General features: G+C 68.7%; 19 protein-coding genes. 9 read left to right on the top strand and 10 right to left on the bottom strand.

Going from position 1 to position 21,763, the window contains the following annotated elements:
- Nucleotides 1-9: 9 nt before the first annotated feature.
- Genes KUV62_RS17585 through dusB form a run of 3 tightly spaced genes read right to left on the bottom strand, consistent with a single transcriptional unit; the run spans nucleotide 10 to nucleotide 3,448 of the window.
- The gene (locus KUV62_RS17585) at nucleotides 10-1,383 is read right to left on the bottom strand and encodes a response regulator (protein WP_222605044.1); all 1,374 of its coding nucleotides are present in this window, start codon (nucleotides 1,381-1,383) and stop codon (nucleotides 10-12) included.
- Nucleotides 1,383-2,468 (bottom strand): two-component system sensor histidine kinase NtrB, encoded by a 1,086-nt coding sequence (locus KUV62_RS17580; RefSeq protein ID WP_222605043.1) that lies wholly within the window; start codon nucleotides 2,466-2,468, stop codon nucleotides 1,383-1,385. The genes KUV62_RS17585 and KUV62_RS17580 overlap by 1 nt, the downstream gene beginning before the upstream one ends.
- On the bottom strand, nucleotides 2,465-3,448 hold the full coding sequence (dusB, locus tag KUV62_RS17575) for a tRNA dihydrouridine synthase DusB (RefSeq protein WP_222605042.1): 984 nt from the start codon (nucleotides 3,446-3,448) through the stop codon (nucleotides 2,465-2,467). Before dusB ends, KUV62_RS17580 begins: the two co-directional genes overlap by 4 nt.
- Before the next feature lie 177 nt (nucleotides 3,449-3,625).
- Here dusB and KUV62_RS17570 point away from each other — a divergent pair, with 177 nt between their 5' ends.
- From KUV62_RS17570 to KUV62_RS17560, 3 genes are read left to right on the top strand one after another with little or no spacing between them, the layout of a single operon-like run.
- A complete protein-coding gene (locus tag KUV62_RS17570; protein WP_222605041.1) occupies nucleotides 3,626-4,762 on the top strand; it encodes a bifunctional 2-C-methyl-D-erythritol 4-phosphate cytidylyltransferase/2-C-methyl-D-erythritol 2,4-cyclodiphosphate synthase in 1,137 nt (378 codons plus the stop codon).
- Nucleotides 4,759-5,244, top strand: coding sequence for a phosphatidylglycerophosphatase A (locus tag KUV62_RS17565; protein WP_222605040.1), 486 nt, complete (start codon nucleotides 4,759-4,761; stop codon nucleotides 5,242-5,244). Before KUV62_RS17570 ends, KUV62_RS17565 begins: the two co-directional genes overlap by 4 nt.
- Nucleotides 5,241-5,720, top strand: a complete 480-nt coding sequence (locus KUV62_RS17560; RefSeq protein WP_222605039.1) for a CinA family protein — start codon at nucleotides 5,241-5,243, stop codon at nucleotides 5,718-5,720. Before KUV62_RS17565 ends, KUV62_RS17560 begins: the two co-directional genes overlap by 4 nt.
- A gap of 6 nt (nucleotides 5,721-5,726) precedes the next feature.
- Here the strand turns inward: KUV62_RS17560 and KUV62_RS17555 are convergent, their stop codons facing one another.
- On the bottom strand, nucleotides 5,727-6,182 hold the full coding sequence (locus KUV62_RS17555) for a type II toxin-antitoxin system RatA family toxin (protein ID WP_222605038.1): 456 nt from the start codon (nucleotides 6,180-6,182) through the stop codon (nucleotides 5,727-5,729).
- Nucleotides 6,183-6,267: 85 nt separating this feature from the next.
- On the opposite strand from KUV62_RS17555, the gene hpt reads away from it, so the two are divergent.
- From hpt to KUV62_RS17540, 3 genes are all read left to right on the top strand, one after another.
- Nucleotides 6,268-6,810, top strand: coding sequence for a hypoxanthine phosphoribosyltransferase (gene hpt, locus KUV62_RS17550; protein ID WP_222605037.1), 543 nt, complete (start codon nucleotides 6,268-6,270; stop codon nucleotides 6,808-6,810).
- A gap of 483 nt (nucleotides 6,811-7,293) precedes the next feature.
- The gene (locus KUV62_RS17545) at nucleotides 7,294-7,752 is read left to right on the top strand and encodes a c-type cytochrome (protein ID WP_222605036.1); all 459 of its coding nucleotides are present in this window, start codon (nucleotides 7,294-7,296) and stop codon (nucleotides 7,750-7,752) included.
- 3 nt (nucleotides 7,753-7,755) lie between these two features.
- Nucleotides 7,756-8,655, top strand: coding sequence for a cytochrome c (locus KUV62_RS17540; RefSeq protein ID WP_222605035.1), 900 nt, complete (start codon nucleotides 7,756-7,758; stop codon nucleotides 8,653-8,655).
- 209 nt (nucleotides 8,656-8,864) lie between these two features.
- Here the strand turns inward: KUV62_RS17540 and der are convergent, their stop codons facing one another.
- From der to KUV62_RS17525, 3 genes are all read right to left on the bottom strand, one after another.
- Nucleotides 8,865-10,328, bottom strand: a complete 1,464-nt coding sequence (der, locus tag KUV62_RS17535; protein WP_222605034.1) for a ribosome biogenesis GTPase Der — start codon at nucleotides 10,326-10,328, stop codon at nucleotides 8,865-8,867.
- A gap of 134 nt (nucleotides 10,329-10,462) precedes the next feature.
- Nucleotides 10,463-11,788, bottom strand: a complete 1,326-nt coding sequence (locus KUV62_RS17530; RefSeq protein WP_261395761.1) for a PQQ-binding-like beta-propeller repeat protein — start codon at nucleotides 11,786-11,788, stop codon at nucleotides 10,463-10,465.
- 78 nt (nucleotides 11,789-11,866) lie between these two features.
- A complete protein-coding gene (locus tag KUV62_RS17525; RefSeq protein WP_222605033.1) occupies nucleotides 11,867-12,523 on the bottom strand; it encodes a tetratricopeptide repeat protein in 657 nt (218 codons plus the stop codon).
- A 279-nt stretch (nucleotides 12,524-12,802) separates the two neighbouring features.
- Here KUV62_RS17525 and KUV62_RS17520 point away from each other — a divergent pair, with 279 nt between their 5' ends.
- The gene (locus KUV62_RS17520; protein WP_222605032.1) at nucleotides 12,803-14,104 is read left to right on the top strand and encodes an efflux RND transporter periplasmic adaptor subunit; all 1,302 of its coding nucleotides are present in this window, start codon (nucleotides 12,803-12,805) and stop codon (nucleotides 14,102-14,104) included.
- Nucleotides 14,101-17,811: an efflux RND transporter permease subunit gene (locus KUV62_RS17515; RefSeq protein WP_222605031.1), complete on the top strand. Its 3,711-nt coding sequence runs from the start codon at nucleotides 14,101-14,103 to the stop codon at nucleotides 17,809-17,811. The genes KUV62_RS17520 and KUV62_RS17515 overlap by 4 nt, the downstream gene beginning before the upstream one ends.
- Before the next feature lie 114 nt (nucleotides 17,812-17,925).
- Here the strand turns inward: KUV62_RS17515 and KUV62_RS17510 are convergent, their stop codons facing one another.
- Both KUV62_RS17510 and KUV62_RS17505 read right to left on the bottom strand, forming a co-directional pair.
- Nucleotides 17,926-19,062 carry a hypothetical protein gene (locus tag KUV62_RS17510; RefSeq protein WP_222605030.1) on the bottom strand — a complete coding sequence of 379 codons (1,137 nt, stop codon included), beginning with the start codon at nucleotides 19,060-19,062 and terminating at the stop codon, nucleotides 17,926-17,928.
- A gap of 137 nt (nucleotides 19,063-19,199) precedes the next feature.
- On the bottom strand, nucleotides 19,200-19,979 hold the full coding sequence (locus KUV62_RS17505; RefSeq protein WP_222605029.1) for an SDR family oxidoreductase: 780 nt from the start codon (nucleotides 19,977-19,979) through the stop codon (nucleotides 19,200-19,202).
- A 178-nt stretch (nucleotides 19,980-20,157) separates the two neighbouring features.
- Here KUV62_RS17505 and KUV62_RS17500 point away from each other — a divergent pair, with 178 nt between their 5' ends.
- The gene (locus KUV62_RS17500) at nucleotides 20,158-21,174 is read left to right on the top strand and encodes a Hint domain-containing protein (protein ID WP_222605028.1); all 1,017 of its coding nucleotides are present in this window, start codon (nucleotides 20,158-20,160) and stop codon (nucleotides 21,172-21,174) included.
- Between the two features lie 253 nt (nucleotides 21,175-21,427).
- Here KUV62_RS17500 and KUV62_RS17495 read toward each other — a convergent pair whose 3' ends face one another.
- Nucleotides 21,428-21,682 carry a Rho termination factor gene (locus tag KUV62_RS17495; protein WP_222605027.1) on the bottom strand — a complete coding sequence of 85 codons (255 nt, stop codon included), beginning with the start codon at nucleotides 21,680-21,682 and terminating at the stop codon, nucleotides 21,428-21,430.
- Nucleotides 21,683-21,763: the final 81 nt, after the last annotated feature.

Below are 21,763 nucleotides of genomic sequence, written 5' to 3'. Positions count from 1 at the left end.
GTGGCCCTTTTACATCAGTTTGCGGCGGCGTGTCACGCGAATATCGAGGTCGGTGATCTTCTTTCGCAGCGTATTTCTGTTGATTCCCAAAAGATCGGCACATTTCGCCTGGTTGCCACCGGTGGCCTCGAGCGCGATCTCGATCAGCGGCGCCTCGACCTCCTTGAGGATGCGCGCATAGAGGCCCGGCGGCGGCAGCATGTTGCCGTGCAGGTCGAAATAGCGGCGCAGGTGGCGGGCCACCGAGGTGCCGAGCTTCTCGGCATCGCCGCCGCGCAGAATCGGGCCGGTATCGGGCTGGTTGCCCAGCACCGCCTCGACCTCGGGACGGCTGATCTCCTCGGCGCGGCTGGTCAGGCTCAGACGGCGCACCGAGTTCTCGAGCTGGCGCACGTTGCCGGGCCAGCTATAGGCACGGAAGAGCTCGGAGGCATCGGCCGAGAGCCAGCGCTTGGGCGCGCCCTCGCGCTCGGCGCGCGCAAGGAAGTGATCGGTCAGCAGCGCGATGTCCTCGACCCGCTCGCGCAAGCTCGGCACGTTGATCGTCGCGCCGGAGAGGCGGTAATAGAGATCCTGGCGGACGTGGCCCTCTTCCATCGCCTGCGCCAGATCGCCCTGCGAGGTCGCCATGAAGCGCGGCACGTGTTCGCCGGGGATATCCATCATCCGCACCACGCGGGCCTGGATCTCGTCGGGGATGTCGGTGATCTCGTCGATCAGCAGAGTGCCGCCCTTGACCCGCGCCAGCACCCGCGCCGGGCCCTCGAGATCCGACAGGTCGGCGCCGGTCACGGTGACGAAGGGCAGCGTGCGACGGTCGGAGAAATCGTGGATCGCGCGCGCGATCAGCGATTTCCCGGTGCCGCTCTCGCCCGAGATCAGCACCGGCAGATCGGTGTTCATCACCCGCGCCACGAGGCGGTAGAGCGCCTGCATCGCCGGGGTCTTGCCGACCAGCGGCAGCTCGTCGGGGCCGTCGGCGCCGATCGTTGCCACCTCTTCGCGCTTCGGCGTCCGGTTGCGGTTGTCGAGCGCCTTGGCGGTGCGCTTCATCAGGTCCGGCAGGTCGAAGGGCTTGGGCAGGTAATCATAGGCCTCGGCCTCGGCGGCCTGGATCGCGGTCATGATGGTGTTCTGCGCCGAGATCACGATCACCGGCAGCTCGGGCCGGTCTTGGTGGATCTTGGGCAGCATCTCGAGCCCGTTGCCATCGGGCATGACCACGTCCGAGATCACGACGTCGCCCTTGCCCTCGCCGACCCAGCGCATCAGCGTGGTCAGCGACGAGGTCGCGTGCACCTTGCAGCCGGCGCGGGTCAGGGCCTGGGTCAGGACCGTGCGGATGGTGCGGTCGTCATCAGCGACAAGAACGGTGCCGTCCATTAGCTCTTCTCCTCAGTCTCGCGCGGGGCGCGCGGAAGCGAAATGCGGAAGACCGTGCGGCCGGGGACGGAGTCCACCGAGATCCAGCCGTCATGGTCGGATATGATTTTCGAGACCAGCGCGAGGCCGAGGCCGGTGCCGTTCTCCTTGCCCGAGACGAACGGGTCGAACACGTCGCCCTTGATGTCGTCGGGCAGGCCCGGGCCGTCATCGATGACCTCGACCTGTAGCGGCAGCTTCTGGGTCGTGCCGTCGGCCCGGCGCATGCGGAAGGAATGCTCGTAGAAGGTCCGCAGGCGGATGGTGCCGCCGGCCTTCTGGTCCGCCGCCTCGGCCGAGTTCTTCAGCAGGTTCAGAATCACCTGCAGAAGCTGGTCGGGATCGCCATGGGCGAGCGGCAGCGAGGGGTCGTATTCCTCGATGAATTTCATGTGCGCCCCGGCACCAAGCTGGGTCGAGCGCCGCGCCCGGTCGAGCACGTCGTGAATGTTGACCGCCTTCTTCTCGGGCGCCGAGAGGTTGCCGAACTGCTCGACCTGCTCGAGCAGCTTCACGATGCGGCGGGTCTCGGCGACGATCAGGTCGGTGAGCTCGAGATCGTCCTTGCTGAGGCTCATGCTCAGGAGCTGCGCCGCGCCGGCAATGCCGGCCAGCGGGTTCTTGATCTCGTGCGCCAGCATCTCGGCCATGCCAATGGCCGACTTGGCCGCCGACTTGACCGAGTGGCTCTGGGTCATGCGCCCGGCCAGCTCGCGCGGCGAGATCAGCATGATGAACCAGCCGGAATGGCTTTGCACCGGCGCGATCTGCAGGTTGCAGACCAGCGGCGGGCGCGAGCCGGTGCCGACATCGACATCGTTGACGAACAGCGGCGTGCCGTTCTCGCGCGCCCGGGCGAGGCTTTCCTCGAGCGGCGCGTCGACCGCGAGCCGATCCCAGATCGGCTGGCCGATCAGCCACTTGGCCGAGTTGTTCATGAAGCCTTCGGCGGCCGGGTTCATGTCGGCGATGCGCTCCTCGGCGTCCAGAAGGATCGCCGGGATCGGCAGGGAGGACCAGAGCTGGCCTTGGATCTCGGTGTTCATGCGGCCTCCTCGAGGGCCTCTTCAAGCGCCGGCTTGAGCTCTGCGCGCACCCGGGCGGGATCGCGCTCGGTCAGCACCTTGCGGCGCATCGCCGCCTCGGTGCCAGCGGCGTCCATGTACCAGCCCAGATGCTTGCGCGCGCAGCGCACGCCAAGCTCGGGGCCATAAAACTCGATCATCCGGTCATAGTGCTCGCGCACCAGATCGGTCAGCGCCGCGCCCTCGGGGATCTCGGGCTTCGGGGCGCCGTAAAGCGCGTGGGCGATCTCGGCCAGCCGCCAGGGCGCGCCCTGCGCCCCGCGCCCGACCATGACGCCATCGGCCCCCGACAGGCGCAGCGCCTCGCGGGCGCTCTCCGCATCGGTGATATCGCCATTGGCGACCAGCGGCACGCTCACCGCCTGCTTCACCTCGCGGATGGCCGCCCAGTCGGCCCGGCCCTTGTAGAACTGGCAGCGGGTGCGGCCGTGAATGACGATCATCCGGATGCCCGCCGCCTCGGCCCGCGCCGCAAGCTCGGGCGCGTTGAGGCTGCCATCGTCCCAGCCCAGCCGGGTCTTGAGCGTCACCGGCAGGTCGACCGCTTCGACCACCGCCTCGATCAACCGCAGCGCGTGGTCGGGATCGCGCATCAACGCAGATCCCGAGTAGCCCCCGGTGACCTTCTTGGCCGGGCATCCCATGTTGATGTCGATGACCCGCGCGCCCATATCCGCGACCATGCGCGCGGCCTCGGCCATCGGCTCCGGCGCGCGGCCCGCGATCTGCACCGAGGTGTTCTCGATGGCGGTGCCGAGCTCGGCCTTCTCGCGGGTTCCGGGGCGCGCTGTGAGGAACTCGCCAGAGGCGATCATCTCGGACACCACAAGCCCCGCGCCCCATCGCGAAACGAGGGTGCGGAAGGGCAGATCGGTGATTCCCGCCAGCGGAGCCAGCAGGACGGGGGGAGTGATCGACCTATCTCCGAGGAGGATACTCAAGCGCCTATTCCTTGTGCAGATGCTTGTGAGGTAACCTGTGATGTCGCGACATTCAATTGCCCAAAGGGTTTATCGCCCCATCTTGTCGCAGCTTGCTTAATTTTTGATCGCCTCTTCAGGTCGCATTGCGCAGCGCCGGGGCAGCGCCTAGAGAGGGTGGCGGGAAGGACGCCAGACATGACCACCGCCGCCATCATCGTCGCCGCCGGCCGCGGCACCCGCGCCGGGGGCGCGCTGCCCAAGCAGTGGCGCGAGATCGCCGGCGCCCCGGTGGCGCTCTGGACGCTTCGGGCCTATGCCCACCTGCCCCGCATCATCCTGGTGATTCACCCCGATGACAGGCCGCGCGCCGAGGCGCTTTGCGAGGGCCTCCCGGTGACGCTGGTCGAGGGCGCCGCAGACCGCGCGGGCTCGGTGCGTGCGGGGCTCGAGGCGCTGGCGAGCGATCCACCGGAACGGGTGCTGATCCACGACGTGGCCCGCCCCTGCGTGTCCCGAAATCTGTTAGACGCGGTGATCGCCGCGCTCGACACCGCGCCCGGGGCCGCGCCCGCGCTCGCCGTCACCGACGCGCTCTGGACCGGCGACGGCATCCGCGTCACCGGCACCCGCGACCGCAGCGGGCTCTACCGCGCCCAGACCCCGCAGGGCTTCCGCTATGATGCCATCGTGGCGGCCCACGCGGCGCATCCCGGCGAGGCGGCGGACGATGTCGAGGTCGCCCGCGCCGCCGGGCTGGACGTGGCCATCGTTCCGGGCGAGGAACGCAATCTCAAGATCACCGGCCCGGACGATTTCGCCCGCGCCGAGGCACTGCTGAAGGAGAGGCATCAAATGGATATCCGGCTGGGCAACGGCTATGACGTGCACCGCTTCGGCGAGGGAGATCACGTGGTGCTCTGCGGCATCAAGGTGCCGCACGGGCGCGGCCTGCAGGGCCATTCCGACGCCGATGTCGGCATGCACGCGGTCACCGACGCGCTCTACGGTGCGATGGCCGAGGGCGATATCGGCCGCCACTTCCCGCCGAGCGATCCGCAGTGGAAGGGCGCCGCGAGCGAGATCTTCCTGCGCCACGCCGTCGAGCTGGCCCGCTCCAAGGGCTACACCATCTCCAATATCGACCTCACGCTGGTCTGCGAACGCCCCAAGATCGGCCCCCATGCGCCCGAGATGACCGCCGAGATGTGCCGCATCATGGGCATGGAGCCCGACCGGGTCTCGATCAAGGCCACCACCTCCGAGCGGCTGGGCTTCACCGGCCGCGAAGAGGGCATCGCCGCCATTGCAACAGCCACGCTGGTGAAACCATGAAAGCCATCGCCTCCTTTTTCTATGTCGGCTTCCTGAAGCCCGCCCCGGGCACTTGGGGCTCGCTCGCCGCCCTGCCCGTCGCCTATCTGCTGCTGGTCGCCGGTGGCTTCTGGCTGCTCGCCGCCGCCACCGTGGCGGCCTTCGTGCTGGGCCTCATTGCCACCGAGCGCATGACCACCAACGCCGCCGACCACGATCCCTCGTGGATCGTCATCGACGAGGTCGTCGGCCAGTGGATCGCGCTCTTCCCCGTGGGCTACGGGGCAATGATGATGTCGGTCGATGTCTGGCGGCTCTGGCCGGGCTGGATCTCGGCCTTCGTCTTCTTCCGACTGTTCGACATCTGGAAGCCGTGGCTGGTGGGTAAAGCCGACCGCCGGGGCGACGCGATGGGCGTGATGCTCGACGACGTGATCGCCGGCGTGTTTTCTGCTATCGTCAGCATCGCGCTTGCCGCGCTTGCCCACGGAGTCTTGATGTGACCGAAGTCCTTGCCCGCGAAATCCTGATGCTGGCCCGCGAACGCGGCGCCACGATCACCACCGCCGAAAGCTGCACCGGCGGTAAGGTCTCGGCGGCGATCACCGATGTCGCGGGCGCGTCCGATATCTTCCACCGCGGTTTCGTCACCTATTCCAACGCCGCCAAGCAGGACCTGCTCGGCGTGCGCGGCGAGACGCTGACGCTGCACGGCGCGGTGTCGGAAGAGGTGGCGCGCGAGATGGCCGAGGGCGCCCGCGCCGCGGCCGAGGCGGATTTCGCCGTGGCAATCTCGGGCGTCGCCGGCCCCGGCGGCTCGGAGCTCAAGCCAGAGGGCATGGTCTGCTTCGCGCTGGCAGCCGCCGGCGACACGATCAGCGAAACGATCGAATTCGGTGCATTGGGACGGGGAAACGTCCGCGAGGCCGCCACCCACCATGCGCTCGAGCTGCTGCAGAGCGCGCTCAGCGCCGACTGAGCTGCCTCAGCCCTGCCCGCCGTAGAGCTCCGCCGCGCGGCGCTCGAAGGCGCGCACGATGCGCTGCATCGCCTCGTAGAAGAACATCCCCGCCGCGCCCTGCAGGATGCGGTTCTTGAACTCGAAATCGACGAAGAAGTGCACGTCGACGCCACCGTCCGGCTTGTCCTCGAATTCCCACTTGGAAATCATGTGCTTGAACGGGCCGTCGAGATATTCGGTATCGATCTTCTTCTGTTCCGGATAGAGCGTCACGCGGCTTCCGAAGCGCTCCCGGAAGACCTTGAACGAGATCACCAGGTCCGCAAGCATCACCGTGTGATCGCCCTTGTCCTCGGTCGAACGGATGCGCGCCGCTGCGGTCCAGGGCAAAAACTCGGGATAGCTGCCCACATCGGCCACCAGATCATACATCTGTTGGGCGCTATACGGCAGGTGCTTGGTCTCGGAGTGGGTCGGCATGACAGTCTTTCTAGCGTCCCTTTATCGCGTGACAATGGTCGGGGGTTTCTTCATATGCTGTGGCCGTCTTTGCAAGGGGAATGCCATGACTGAGCGGCCTTATGTTGTCGACGAGATGATCTCGGCCAAGACCATCGCCGCGCGGATCGAAGACCTCGCGCGCGAGATCGACCGGGAATACCGCGACACTGACAAGCTCGTGGTGGTCGGGCTGCTGCGCGGCAGCTTCGTGTTCATCGCCGACCTGGTGCGCGAGCTCGACCTCCCGGTCGAGGTCGATTTCCTCGAGGCCTCCTCCTATGGCGACGCCATGCAGTCGAGCCGCGAGGTGCGCATCCTCAAGGATCTGCGCTCGCCGATCGAGGGCCGCGACGTGCTGGTGGTGGAAGACATCGTCGACACCGGCTTCACCCTGCATCACGTGCTCAAGCTGCTGGGCTCGCGCGAGCCCCGCAAGCTGCGCACCATCGCCCTGCTCGACAAGCCCGCGCGGCGCGAGGTCGCGCTCAAGGCGGACTGGACCGGGTTCGAGATTCCCGATGAGTTTGTCGTGGGTTACGGCATCGACTTCGCGCAAAGGAACAGGAACCTGCCGTTCATCGGCAAGGTCCGCTTCCCGGAGGGCTGATCCCCGCGCCCGAGCGGTGCCCCGGGCCCTCGCGAGGGGCAGTCGGCCCGCCTACGCCGCATCGGAGCGCCGGTGCCGGCCCGATCTCGGCCGTCCGGCCTGCGCGCCGGGCCAATCGGGGCTCTCGGCGCCGTCCGCGACCCGGGCTTGGAGCACGATCTCGCCCGCTCGGGACCGCTATGTCCCCAGCGCGCGCCATCACGACTTGGCGAGCGACATGTCAGCTCACCCACGCCGCTGACGTGATTGACCTCTTTTATCACGCGAAATAAGATCTCCAGAAAACTGTTTCTAAACAATTTTTACCGGCAAAAGATAGCGGATCACGAGAACGTTTAGCAGCATGGCAAGCTGGCGGGACCGCAACTCTCCTGTTGTCACAGGACCGACGAGCGACAAGGCTGGGTTTGCCAGGGCAAGGTTGTCGAGCTAGCCTTCTTGGCACCCATAGGTAGAAATACTCACACCCACAGGGAGATTTCAATGCATCGCATTCTGACCGCCGTCACCGCCCTTTCGCTCTGCACGGCCGGTGCCGCCAGCGCCCAGGATTACGCCGGCCATCTCAAGGCCCGCCAGGGCCAGTTCCGCATCCTCGCGATCAATCTCGGCACGCTCGGCGACATGGCCCAGGGCAAGACCGAGTATGATGCCGAAGCGGCGCAGGCCGCCGCCGACTCACTGGTCGCGGTCTCGATGATCCACCAGGGGCCGCTCTGGCCCGAGGGCTCGTCCGAGATGGACATGGACGGCACCCGCGCCAAATCCGAGATCTGGGACGACTGGGAGGATTTCGCTGCCAAGTGGGGTGCGCTCGGCGAGGCGGCCACGGCGATGCAGGCCGCCGCCGGCAACGGCGCCGAGGCCATCGGCCCGGCGATGGGCGGTCTGGGCGGCGCCTGCAAGGCCTGCCACGACAGCTACCGCGCGCCGCAGAACTGATCCATGCGCAAGGCAATCGCAGCAGTGGTCCTGGTGGCGATCGCCGCCGCCGGGGCCGGATGGGTGCTGACCGCGCCGAAGCGGCTGCCCGAGGCGCGCTTCGCCGGCATGACCGGCGACCCGGCCGCCGGCGAGCGGGTCTTCACCGCCGCCGGCTGCGCCTCCTGCCACCACGCCCCCGATGCCGAGGGCGAAGACAAGTTGGTGCTTTCGGGCGGCCAGCGCTTCGCCTCCGAGTTCGGGACCTTCGTGGCGCCCAATATCTCGCCTGATCCCGAGCAGGGCATCGGCGACTGGGGCCTCACGGCCTTCGCCAACGCGGTGATGCGGGGCATCTCGCCCTCGGGCCGCCACCTTTACCCGGCCTTCCCCTACACCGCCTATGCCCATATGCGCGACGCCGACGTGGCCGATCTCTGGGCCTACCTGCTCACCCTGCCCGCCTCCGATATGCCCAGCGAGCCGCACGAGGTCGCCTTCCCGTTCAACATCCGCCGCGGCGTCGGTGCCTGGAAGCTGCTCTACGCCAGCGACGACTGGGTGATGCGCGAGGTGCCCGACGCCCAGCTCGAGCGCGGCCGCTACCTGGTCGAGGCGCTGGCCCATTGCGGCGAATGCCACACGCCGCGCGATGGGCTGGGCGGGCTCGACAGCTCCGCCTGGCTCACCGGCGCGCCCAATCCCAGCGGCAAGGGAACGATCCCCGGCCTGACGCCCGACCAGCTCGACTGGGACGCAAGCTCAATCGCCTACTATTTAGAAAGCGGCTTCACCCCGGACTACGACAGCGCAGGCGGCCACATGGTGGCAGTGGTGGAGAATTTCGCAAAGCTCGAGGCCTCCGACCGCGAGGCCGTCGCCGCCTATCTCAAGGCTCTGCCCGCCGGTGGCGACATGGACTGATCGCGGCGCTGCTGTCCCGAAACCATCTCCCGGCCGCAGCGCACAGCCTGCCTCCGGCGGGAGTATTTTTGACGAAGAGAAGCCAGGGGCACAGCGCTCCTGACTTCTTTGGTTCAAAAATACCTCGGGGGTGAATTGGCGCAAAGCGCCAAGAGGGGGCAGCGCCCCCTGCAATACGAGAAGAGCGCCGCGCAGCGGCACCGCGGGCGTCAGCCCTTCTTCTTGCCGAGGTGTTTCTTCAGCGCGCCGGCATTCTTCTCGCGGCGGCCCTTGTAGGGGTTCTTGTCGCCCTGCCCGCGCATGTAGAGCCGGATCGGCGTGCCGGGCATGTCGAAGCTCTCGCGCAACCCGTTGACGAGGTAGCGCGTGTAGCTGTCGGGCATGTCCTGCGGGCGCGAGCACATCACCACGAAGCCCGGCGGCCGGGTCTTGGCCTGGGTCATGTAGCGCAGCTTGATGCGGCGGCCCTGCGGCGCGGGCGGCGGGTGGCTCGCGATCATGCCCTCGAGCCAGCGGTTGAGCTGCCCCGTGGGGATGCGGCGGTTCCAGACTTCCCAGGCCTTCATGATCGCGGCCTGCAGCCGGTCGAGGCCGCGCCCGGTCTTGGCCGAGACGGTCACCAGCGGTGCGCCGCGGAGCTGCGGGAGAAGGCGCTCGAAGGCTTCCTTGAGGTCGCGCAGCTTCTCCTGCTTCTCGTCCTCGACGTCCCACTTGTTGACCGCGATCACCACCGCCCGGCCCTCGCGCTCGGCGAGGTCGGCGATGCGCAGGTCCTGCTGTTCGAAGGGGATCGCCGCGTCGAGCAGCACCACCACGACCTCGGCAAACTTCACCGCGCGCAGGCCGTCGGAGACCGACAGCTTCTCGAGCTTCTCCTGCACCCGCGCCTTCTTGCGCATGCCGGCGGTGTCGAAGATCCGCATCGGCACCCCGCCCCACTCGGTGCGCACCGAGATCGCGTCACGTGTAATGCCGGCCTCGGGGCCGGTGAGCAGGCGATCCTCGCCGATGATCTTGTTGACCAGCGTCGACTTGCCGGCGTTGGGCCGACCCACCACGGCGATCTGCAGCGGCTTGGCCGCGGTGATCTCGGGGAGCCCCTCGTCGGCCTCTTCCGAGACCTCCTCGTCGACGCTCACATCGGTCTCGGGCGCTTCCTCGGCGGCGCGCTCGGCGAAGCCGTCGGCCAGCGGCTGCAGCGCGCCGTAGAGGTCGGGCATGCCCTCGCCATGCTCGGCCGAGATCCGCAGCGGCTCGCCCAGCCCCAGCGCGTAGGCCTCGAGCACACCGGCATCCGCCGCCGAGCCCTCGGACTTGTTGGCGCCGAGGATCACGTGCTTGGCGCGCTTGCGCAGGATGTCGGCGAAGATCTCGTCGGTCGGCGTCACGCCGACGCGGGCGTCGATCATGAAGAGGCACACATCGGCCATCTCGACCGCGCGCTCGGTCAGGCGGCGCATGCGGCCGGGCAGGCTGTCATCGGTGGCATCCTCGAGCCCCGCGGTGTCGATCACCGTGAAGCGCAGGTCACCGAGCTTGGCCTCGCCTTCACGCAGGTCGCGCGTCACGCCGGGCTGGTCGTCGACCAGGGCGAGGCGCCGGCCCACAAGCCGGTTGAACAGCGTCGATTTCCCCACGTTGGGGCGGCCCACGATGGCCAGCGAGAAGGTCATGTCCTGACTCCCAGATCACAAGCCGCCCCGATAACGCATTTGCCGGCACGGCGAAAGGGGCGACGGATCAGCCCCGTGCCCCCCTCATGCAGACACCCCGTCACGGGCGTCCTGCCACATTCATCCTTGCCAGCTCAGCGGTAGGCGACGAGCTGGCCCTTCTTGGTCACCACGTAGAGCGTGCCGTTGGCGATGGCCGGAGCGGTGGTCGCGCCGCCCGCCACCTCGGTGGCGGCGATGAGCGCGCCGGAGGCCGGATCGAAGCTGCGCAGCAGCCCGTCGGAGGAGGCCACGACCAGGCGGCCACCGGCGATCACCGGACCGTAATGGGAGAAGGCGCTGTCGCGGCGGCGCTGCGGCTTGCGCACCGGCTCGTAGCCCGGCAGGTCGACAGCCCAGACCTGGTCGCCGCTGGCGGCATCGAGCCGCACCAGCTGGTTCTGGTCCGACACCAGGAACACCGAATCGCCGGTCGGCCAGACCGGGCCGCGGGCGCCCATGCGCGCGGTCCAGAGCCGCTCGCCATTGCCGAGATCGAAGGCCACGACGCGGCCCGAGTGGTTGCCCACGAAGACCCGGTTGCCCGCGATCACCGGCCCGCCGGTGATATCGCCGACCAAGGCCAGCGCCGAGCCGGAACGGCTGCCGACGACGTCGGCGCTCCACAGGCGCATGCCGCCCTGGCGGAAGGCCGTCTGAACCGAGCCGTTGCCAAAGGCGAAGACCACCGACTTGTCGCTCAGCGCCGGGGCCGGCGCGCCGGCAACGTTGGCGAGGCTCTCGGGCGCGTCGATCTGCCAGCGGATGCGGCCGGTGTCGGCCTCGAGCGCCCAGGCGCGGCTGTCGCCCGAGGTGAGGTAGACGAGGCCGCCGGCCACGGTGGGCGCGCCGGTGGCGGTGTTGCCGAGGCGCTGCTCCCAGATCTCGGCGCCGCTGGCGGCGTCGAGCACGGTCAGGCGGCCAAAGCCCGTCGCGACGTAGAGCCGGCCGTCAGCGGCGGCGAGCCCGCCGCCCTGTGCCTGGCCGGTGCGCTCACGCTCGGGCACCATGCTTTTCTGCCAGAGCACTTGGCCGCTGCTGCTGACGGCACTGACCATGTGTTCGGAGTCCATCGTGTAGATCCGGCCGCCGGAGACCACGGGATCGACATTGATGCGGCGGCGGCGTCCATCACCGTCGCCGATATCGACCGCGAAGACCGGGGTGAGCGCGCGATTCAGCGCCGCGTTCTCGACCCGTGCAAATGGCGAGGCCGGGCTCTGCGCCCAGCCGGCATTGACGGTGCTGGCCGCCAGCGACACGGCACGCGACGTGTTGGCCGGTGTGATCTCGGCCGGGCCGCTGTCCTGGAGCACCTCGCGGGCGCCGAAGCGCTCGCCGGGAAGGATGACCTCTGGCTCCGAGCAGGCCGACAGCATGGTCAGCCCGAGAAGCCCCGCCGTGATGGTGGTGTTGCGCAAGTCCACTGCCCCCGTCTTTCGCCTGTCACGCGTCGATCTGACGGAGAGACCCGTCAGACCTGATGTGTTTGCATCGGTTTAGCTGGCATCCAGCGCGCCGCCAAGGGCGATGATCATCTGCGAGGCGCGCTGGCGCAAACCGGCGGTGGCCTCGGAATCCTCGACGATGCGGCGCAGACGCTCCTCGGCAGCGACCCGGTCACCGGCCTCGATGTCGAGCAGCGCGAGCTGTTCCTCGGCCAGCAGGCGCAGCGGCTTGCCCGGCACCGCGAGCGACTCGAGCCCGGCGCGGCGCTCCTCGATCGAGAGGCCGGAGCCGGCCTGGCTCATCGCCTTGTAGCTGGCGATCTCGCGGTAGATCTCGGGCACCTCGCCATTGGCGGCGACGGATTCGAGGCTCAGCGCGGCGGCCTCCATGTCCTCGGCGCGGGCCGCCTCGGAGGCGGTCAGCATGGCGATCACCGCCTCGGCGCCGGGCGTCGGCGCCTCGATCTCGGCGAGCGCGGCAACGCGCGCCCCGGCCTCGTCGGCCTCGAGCGCGGCGAGGATCTCGTCGCCAAGCGCCTGCGCCGCGGCGCGGCTCTGGGCGTTGCTGTACTCGCGCCAGGCGGCACCGCCGACCAGCAGGATGACCAGAAGCACGGCGATCCAGCCATAGCGCTTCATGGCGGCGAAGAGCCGGTCGCGGCGGACCTCTTCGGTGACTTCGTCGATGAAACTGTCGGGATTGCTCAAGGGCGGCCTCACAAGTCTTTGTCGGCCCCCTCTTACAGGCCGCGGCAGGCACTGCCAAGGCATCTCCCGACCAAGCCGTGGCGGCGCCCTGCCCAGCCGGGCAGGCAAGCGGCACGGTGCTTGATCGGTCTCGCGAAGCGGGATAATCTGAACGGGTCGGTTCAGGCGCCACCCTGGCGTTCGACCACGTCCCAGTTATCGAAATGGTCGCATTGCGGGCGTATCGTTTCGAAATATCTTCCGACCCGTGTTCTCGAGCCGAGTGGAAAGTCCCGACCCATGCGTATCCTTTCGATCCTGACGGCGCTTGTCGTGATGGCCGTGCTCTACGGTGTGGTGCTTGAGCGCGATCGCCTGCTCGGCTTCGCGCGCGACATCGCCCCGACCGAGGCGGCCGCCTCCGAAGACGGCGCGCAAGCGGCGGAGGAGGCCCCGGAAGAGCCCGCGGCGCAACCTGCCGAGGATGGCGCCGTGGCGGTCATCGCGCGGCACTCGACGGCGCAGGAGATCGATGACGCGGTGCTCCTGCGCGGCCAGAGCCAGGCCTTCCGCGAGGTCGATGTGCTGTCCGAAACCACCGGACGGGTGATCTCCGAGCCGCTTCCGCGCGGCAGCGCAGTCACCGCCGGCCAGCTGCTCTGCGCGCTCGATCCCGGCACCTCCGGCGCCTCGCTGGCAGAGGCCGAGGCGGCGCTCGCGGAGGCCGAGGCGCAGCGCCCGCAGGTCGAGGCGCGGGTGCCCGAGGCCGAGGCCGCGCTGGCGCAGGCGCAGGCCCAGCTTGAAGAGGCGCAGATCACTCTCACCGCCGCCGAGAAGCTCTCGGAGAGCGGCTATTCCTCGCGCACCACGCTGGCCTCGGCCCGCGCCGGACAGCGCGCCGCCGAGGCGGCGGTGCGCAGCGCCGAGGCCGGGCTGAAATCCGCCGACAGCGGCACCGACAGCCTCGAGGCGCAGATCGAGAGCGCCCGCGCCGCCGTCGCCCGCGCCCGCACCGAGGTCGAGCACCTGTCGATCACCGCGCCCTTCGCCGGCGTGCTCGAGGATGACAGCGCCGAGCTCGGCGCGCTGATGACCGTGGGTTCGCGCTGCGCCACGGTGCTGCAGCTCGATCCGATCCGGCTGGTAGGCTACGTGCCCGAGGCCGATATCGCGCGCGTCCGCCCTGGCGCCCGCGCCGGCGCCCGGCTGGTGGGGGCGCAGCAGGTCGCGGGCGAGGTCACCTTCATCGCCCGCCGCGCCGACGAGACCACCCGCACCTTCCGCGTCGATATCACCCTGCCCAATCCCGATCTCGCGATCCGCGCCGGCCAGACCGCCGAGATCGCCATCGAGGCAGACGGCGCCATGGCGCATCTGCTGCCGCAATCGGCGCTCACCCTCGACGATGACGGCCGCCTCGGCATCCGCGTGGTCTCGGCCGACAGCACCGCGGCGTTCCTCCCAGTCAGCGTCCTGCGCGACACCCGCAGCGGCATCTGGGTCTCGGGCCTGCCAGAGCGCGTCGACGTGATCACCGTGGGGCAGGAATACGTCACCGACGGCGTCGCGGTCCGGCCGAGCTTCGAGGAGGTCGTGCAGTGACCGGCCTCGTCGACTGGGCCGCCGAACGCGCCCGGATGGTGCTGGCCTTCATCTTCCTGTCGCTGGTGGCCGGTGCCTATGCCTATGCCACCCTGCCCAAGGAGGGCGAGCCGGATATCGAGATCCCGGCGTTGTTCATCTCGGTGCCCTTCCCCGGCATCTCGGCCGAGGATGCCGAGAAGCTGCTGGTCAAGCCGATGGAGACGGAGCTCGCCGATCTCGACGGGCTCAAGACGCTCTCGGGCGTCGCCTCCGAGGGTTATGCCGGCGTGGCGCTTGAGTTCGAGTTCGGCTGGAACAAGTCCGAGACCATGGCCGACGTGCGCGACGCCATGAACACCGCCGAGGGCAGCTTCCCAGACGGGGCCGAGAGCTACTCGATCAACGAGATCAACTTCTCGGAATTCCCGATCCTGATCATCTCGCTCACCGGTCCGGTGCCCGAGCGCACCATGGCGCAGGTGGTGAAAGACCTGCAGGACAAGGTCGAGGCGCTCGACTCGGTGCTCGAGGCGGGCATTGCCGGCAACCGCGACGAGATGGTCGAGGTGGTCATCGATCCGCTCCGGCTCGAGAGCTACAACGTCACCGCGAGCGAGCTGATCAACGTGGTGCAGAACAACAACCTGCTGGTCGCCGCCGGCGAGGTCGAGACCGAGACCGGCGCCTTCTCGGTCAAGATACCCTCGAGCTTCGACGAGCCGCGCGACATCTACGACCTGCCGGTGAAGGTCAACGGCGACCGGGTGGTGACTCTGGGCGAGCTCGCCACCATCAGCCTGACCTTCGAGGACCGCGAGGGCACCGCACGCTTCAACGGCGACAGCACGGTGGCGCTGCAGGTGGTCAAGCGAAAGGGCTTCAACCTCATCGACACCTCAGCCGAGGTGCGCGCGGTGGTGGCCGAGGCCGAGGCCGGCTGGCCGCCGGAGCTGCGCGCCGCCGTCACGGTCTCCGCCAGCAACGACCAGAGCCGCATCGTCGACAGCATGGTCAAGCAGCTCGAGGGCTCGGTGCTGACCGCCATCGCGCTGGTGATGATCGTGGTGCTGGGCGCACTCGGTACCCGCGCGGCGCTCCTGGTGGGCTTCGCCATCCCGACGAGCTTCCTGCTTTGCTTCCTGCTGCTGCTCGGCATGGGCATCACCGTGTCCAACATCGTCATGTTCGGGCTGATCCTCGCGGTGGGGATGCTGGTCGACGGCGCCATCGTGGTGGTGGAATACGCCGACAAGCGCATCGAGCAGGGCACCGGGCCGATGCACGCCTATGTCGAGGCCGCCAAGCGCATGTTCTGGCCGGTGGTCAGCTCCACCGCCACAACGCTCTGCGCCTTCCTGCCGATGCTGTTCTGGCCCGGCGTGGCGGGGCAGTTCATGGGCATGCTGCCGGTGACGCTGATCTTCGTGCTCTCGGCCTCGCTGGTGGTGGCGCTGATCTACCTGCCGGTGATGGGCGGGGTCTCGGGGCGGTTCTCGCGCGGGCTGCACCGCAAGGGCGAGCGCCTGCGCCGCCGCCTGCCGAACTGGTGGGCGCGCGCGGCGCTGGTGCCGGTGGCGCTTCTGGGCATGTTCATCGGCGCCATGATGGTGCTGAACCCGGATTTCCTGTTCCACTCGCCCTTCACCGGCTACACCGCCCGCGCCCCCGGTATCGCGGTCTTCCTCGCCTTCGCGGTCATGGCCTCGATCACGCTGGATGCCGCTCGCATCGAGCACCGCCGCAAGCGCATCAAGGCGCAGTACCGCCGCACGCCCTTCGGCTGGCTGATCCAACTCATCACCGCCAACCCGGTGATGCCGGTGGTGACCATCGGCGCGGTGGTGTTCTTCGTGATCTCGGTCTTCGGCTATTACGGCGAGAACAACAACGGCACCGAGTTCTTCACCGAGAGCGAGCCCGAGCAGGCCATCGTCTATGTCCGCGCCCGGGGCAACCTCTCGCTGGCCGAGAAGGACGCGCTCGTCCGACGCGCCGAACGCATCGTCCTCGCCCATCCCGGCATCGACACCGCCTTCGCCTTCTCCGGCGACGGCGGGCTCAGCTCCAACACCGGCGGCGCCGAGCCTCCCAAGGACACCATCGGCCAGATCCAGCTCGAGATCATACCTTGGGAGAACCGCCGCGACCGGCCCGAGCTCGACGGCGATCTGGTGCTCGCGGAGCTGACCGAGGCGATGCAGGCCCTGCCCGGCATCCAGATCGAGATCCTCGATCTCGCCATGGGGCCGGCCTCGGCCAAGCCGGTGCACCTGCGCCTGAAGGCCGACAACTGGGACGACCTGCTCGCCGCCACCGAAACCGCCCGGGCGCGCTTCGATGCCACCGCGGGGCTGCGCCAGATCGAGGACACCCGTCCCCTGCCCGGCATCGACTGGCAGATCGACGTCGATGTCGAGAAGGCCGGCCGCTACGGCGCCGATGTCGCCACCGTGGGCGCCATGGTGCAGCTCGTCACCCGCGGCCTGACGCTCGACACCATGCGCGTCGACAGCTCCGACGAGGAGATCGACATCCGCGTGCGCCTGCCCGAGGAAGACAGGGTGCTCTCGACCCTCGACAGCCTCAAGGTCCGGACCCGGGACGGGCTGGTGCCGCTGTCGAACTTCATCAGCCGCAAACCGGTGGCCAAGCTCGCCGAGATCAACCGCGTCGACCAGAAGCGCCATTTCGACATCAAGGCCGGGGTCCGCGAGGGGCTGGTGAAATTCATGAGCGACGGCGAGACGGTGGGCTACGGGCTTGAGGCCGGCTCGGGTGCGGGCGATCTCACGCTGCGCGGCACCGCCTATGAGCTGACGCAGCTCGAGGGCGATGCCGACCCGGCGGCGCTGGCCGAGCGCGGCGCGCTGCAGGTTGTCCCGGTCAATGCCAACGAGCGCATCGCTTCGCTGACCGCGTGGCTCGAGGGCGCTCCGCTGCCGCAGGGGGTCAGCTGGGAATGGACCGGCGACCAGGAGGAGGAGGCCGACAGCCAGGCCTTCCTCGGACAGGCCTTCTCGGCGGCGCTGGCACTGATGTTCATCATCCTGCTGGCGCAGTTCAACAGCTTCTACAATGCGGTGCTGGTGCTGCTGGCGGTGGTTCTCTCGACCGCCGGGGTCTTCCTCGGGATGATCGTGATGGACCAGACCTTCTCGATCATCATGACCGGAACCGGCGTCGTGGCGCTGGCCGGGATCGTGGTCAACAACAACATCGTGCTGATCGACACCTTCCAGGAGTATTCGCGCTACATGCCGCGGATCGAGGCGATCATCCGCACCGCAGAGGACCGCATCCGCCCGGTGCTGCTGACCACCATCACCACCATCGCGGGGCTGTTCCCGATGATGATCGGCCTCAGCCTCGACTTCTTCGGCGGTGGCTACGCCATCGACAGCCCGACCTCGCTGTGGTGGAAGCCGCTCGCCACCGCGGTGGTCTTCGGCCTCGCCATCGCCACGGTGCTGACGCTGGTCTTCACCCCCGCGATGCTGGCGCTCCGGGTCTGGTTCAACACCTATCTCGGCTGGATCTCCCGGGCGCTGGCAGCGCTGTCGCTGGGCCGCGGCAGCCGCGCCGCGCAGGACTGGGCGCTGGCGCGGGCGGCAAAGCGGGTGAAGGCGCCGACCATCCTCTGGGAGGAGGTGTCGCCCTTCCCGGCCCGGCCCTATCGCGGCGCCGACGACACGGGCGGGGAAGACTCGCTGAAAGCCGCGGAGTGAAACACCGGGCGGCGTGTCGCGACGGCGCCTCGCGCGGGCTCCGACGCCGCGACGCATGTGTTCGACCAACGACCGCCTGATCGGTGCCTCCGCGCGCGCGACGCCGCCTGACCGTCACGCCAACAAGGTGAAGTCGGCCTCGGCGACGTCGCGCCCGTTGACCTGAAGGATCACCGCGTGCGGCCCCGGATGCAGCCGAAAGGTGGTGGCGTCGCCCTTCATGCGGTGGCGCTTGCCGAGCGTCAGGGGCTTGCCCGGCGCAAGCTCGGCGGCCTTCAGCTTGAAGACCTTCTCGGCGCTGCCTTTCGGCCGCGCGAAGCGCAGCCGGTAGTCGACCAGCACCGGCGCCCGCTCCGGGCTCTCGAGCGTGGCCGCGATGTCGAGCACCTCGCCGATGCGCAGCGCCGGGGGGATCTCGAGCCGCGCGCTGAGCGCGATGTCCGGATGGTAGCCCAGCAGCGCCAGAGCGCCCGGCTCACCACGCTTGACGGCGGTGCGCAGGGCATGGCGGGCGATCCAGTCGCGCTCGCGCGGCTCTTGCGTGCCGGCATCGCGCCAGGCGCTCAGCCGGTCGAGCACCGCTTCCGGGTGGGTCTTGCCCAGGTCGTTGAGATGGTTGGCGACCGAGCGGGTGACGAAGCGGGTGTCGTCGGCCTGCAGGAGATCGAGCAACGGCAGCGGCGCGCGCGGATCGAGGCTGATGCCGATGCCCCAGGGCAGCTTCGGCCTTGTGCCCTCGGAGACCAGCCGGCGCACGTGGTAATGCGGATCGCAGGCCCAGTCCTGCATCCGCGCGAGCACGAGATCGGGCCAGCGGTTGAGGAACGGCCGGATGGCGTATTCCATCGAGAAGCGCTGGGTGGCAGCGTGCAGCAGGTCGAGCGCACGCTCTGGATGCTCGATGCCATGCCGCGCCGCCAGCACGCCATGCACCGCGTGGATGAAGCGGCCGAAATCGTCGTCCTTGCGGGCCGGGTCGAGCGGCTCTGGAAGCATTGCCTCAAGAGCCTCGGCCATCGCTCTGAAATCACTCGGGAGTTGCGCCTCGAGCCCATCCGCCAAAACGGCGAGGCGCGCGTGGACGCCAAGGCCCTGGAAGCGCGGCAAAACGAAGTCGAGGAAGCGCCCGGGATCGAAACCGGGCAGCGCGGAGGCCTCCTGTGCCAGCGCCCCCGCGCTCTCGGCGTTGAAGAGCTGGTCGGCGAGGGAAAACCCCGCGCCGCCGCCCTTGCCGTCAGGACCGCGGGCCATGCGCACCGCAGGGTTGGGGGCGCTGCGCCCGTGGCACCGGTTGTGCGCTAGCCAAAGGAGCGCGGGGGCGCTGCCCCCGTCGCCCGTTCCGGGCGACTCCCCCGGGATATTTTTGGCCAGAAGAAGCTGCTTGCGTGTCAGATCGTGGCAAAGGTCTCGCCCCCGTCGAGCACGATGTTCTGGCCGACGATGTAGCCGGCATGGGCGGAGCAGAGGAAGGCGCACATCTTGCCGAACTCGGCCGGATCGCCGTAGCGGCCGGCGGGGATGCCGGCGGCGCGGATCTTTCGGGCCTCGTCGCGGGTGATGCCCTTCTGCTGCGCCATGACGTCGTCCATCTGGTCGATGCGGGCAGTGTCGTGCACGCCCGGAAGCAGGTTGTTGATGGTGACGCCCTTTTCGGCGATCTGGCGCGAGGTGCCGGCGACGAAGCCGGTGAGGCCAGAGCGGGCGGCGTTGGACAGGCCCAAAGGCAGCAGCGGCGCCTTGACCGAGCGCGAGGTGATGTTGACCACCCGGCCCCAGCCGCGCTCCATCATCGAAGGCACCAGCGCTTGCATCAGCGCGATGGGCGAGAGCATCGAGCCGTCGAGCGCATCGATGAAATCGCCGCGGTCCCAGTCGGTCCAGTAGCCCGGGGGCGGGCCGCCGGCGTTGGTCACCAGGATATCGCAGGCGCCGGCAGCGGCCAGCACCTCGGCGCGGCCCTCGGGATCGGTGATGTCGGCGGCGATGGCGGTGACCTCGACGCCGTGGGCTTCGGCGATCTCGCCGGCGGCCTCGTCGAGCGGGCCGGCGCTGCGCGCGTTCATTACCAGCGTGCAGCCGGCCTCGGCCAGCGCCTCGGCGCAGCCGCGCCCCAGCCCCTTCGAGGAGGCGCAGACCAGCGCGCGCTTGCCGGAAATTCCTAGATCCATCTGTTCAGTCTCCGTGTTGGCTCCGGGCCTTGCCCGGGCGGCCGGGAAAACGCCGGCCACGGACCCATTTGATGCCACAATGGTTTGGCATACAATGCCCCGATGAGCCGGCCGCCGAGGCGCCGGTCTCGTTGCGCCGATCCGGGCGCCCAGGAGAAGAGGCAGGGGCCGACCCGACATGACCGAGGCTGAAGGCACGCGCACCGCGCATGGCGTCACCGTCTATCGCGCCGACCAGATCCGTGTCGTCAATGGCGCGAATCTCGGCGACGGGCTCAGCTTTGCCGAAGAGCTGGTGCCGGACGACATCTACCGGCTGTCGCCGGTGGCAGGGCGGCATCGGTTGAGCCTCTACCCGGCGGCGCAATCGCCGTTTCGCATCGCCGCGGACAGCGAGATCGGCACGCCCGGCGCCGATCTGCATCTCGACTGCGTGCTGACCTTCATGTCCGGTGACGGGCACACCACGGAAGGGCTGGTGCTGGTCGAGACCGACCCAGATGGCGATGTGGCCGGGATCCTGTTCCTGCCGCTGGCGCCGCTCGATCCGCGCCAGGATCTGGCGCTGGTGGGCGTGAGCCACGACGCGGCGCTGCAGAAATTCGCCCAGGCGGCCTGCGTGTCCTTCACCCGCGGCACGATGATCACCCTCGCCTCCGGCGCGCAACGCCCGGTCGAGGAGCTTGCGGTCGGCGACCGGGTGCTGACCCGGGACGACGGTCCGCAGGAGATCCGCTGGCTCGGCCAGCATACGGTCCGGGCGGTGGGTGAGTTCGCCCCGATCCTGATCCGCGAAGGCGTGCTGAACAATTCCGGCGATCTCCTGGTGAGCCCGGACCACCGCCTGTTCATCTACCAGCGCCGCGACCAGATCGGCGCCGGGCGCTCGGAACTGCTGGTGAAGGCGCGCCACCTGGTGAACGGCGACAGCATCTGCCGGGTCCAGGGCGGGTTCGTCGACTACTACCAGATGCTCTTCGACCACCACCAGATCATCTATGCCGAGGGCATTGCGGCCGAATCGATGCTGATCGACACCCGCACCCATGCCGCCCTGCCCGACGAGCTGCACCGGCGGCTCTCGGAGTTGCTGCCCGGGCACAGCCGCAGCGATCACCGCGATCTCGAGGTGCAGGAGGCGCTGCTTGACCGCCCCGACCTCGCGGAGCTGCTGCGGAAGTCGTCGAGCGGCTGATCGAGGCGACATCGCTCGGTGCACGGAGAGTGCCGGGAGATTCTGGATAGGGGGGGCGCTGCCCCCTCTTGGCGCTCTGCGCCAATTCACCCCCGAGGTATTTTGAACCAGAGAAGTCATCAGCGCAGCACCCCAAGCTTCTCTTCGTCAAAAATACTCCCGCCGGAGGCAGGCCGTCCCTTGCGGCCGGGCGCGGGTGATGGGGCTCCGTGATACGGAGCGTCCGGCGCAGGCCAGCCGACCGGAGAGGCGTTCAATGATTGCGCAGCGCCTCGATGAGCTCGTCCTTCGTCATGTCCGAGCGCCCGTCGATGCCGATCTCCTGCGCGCGGGTATACAGATCGTCCTTGGTCCATTCCTCGTAGGGCGGCGCCTTGCCGCCTTTCTCGGAGGGGTGCATGTCATCATTCGCCTGCGCGTTGGAGATGCGGGCGGCCTTTTCCTTCGACATGCCCTCATCGCGCAGGTCGTCGTAGAGTTTCTCGTTCTTCAGGCTCGGATTGGCCATGGTCGGTCCTCCTGTGTCGCGGTCAGAACCCGCGAGGCGCGGCGCCGGTTCCGCGCAGGCCGCTCTTCCCTTGGCGCATGG

This window comes from Salipiger bermudensis, from assembly GCF_019801965.1.
In the GTDB taxonomy this organism is placed as follows: Bacteria; Pseudomonadota; Alphaproteobacteria; order Rhodobacterales; family Rhodobacteraceae; genus Salipiger; species Salipiger bermudensis_A.
The sequence above is the reverse complement of the archived record's forward strand: the minus strand, read 5'-3'. Positions and strand labels throughout refer to the sequence as shown.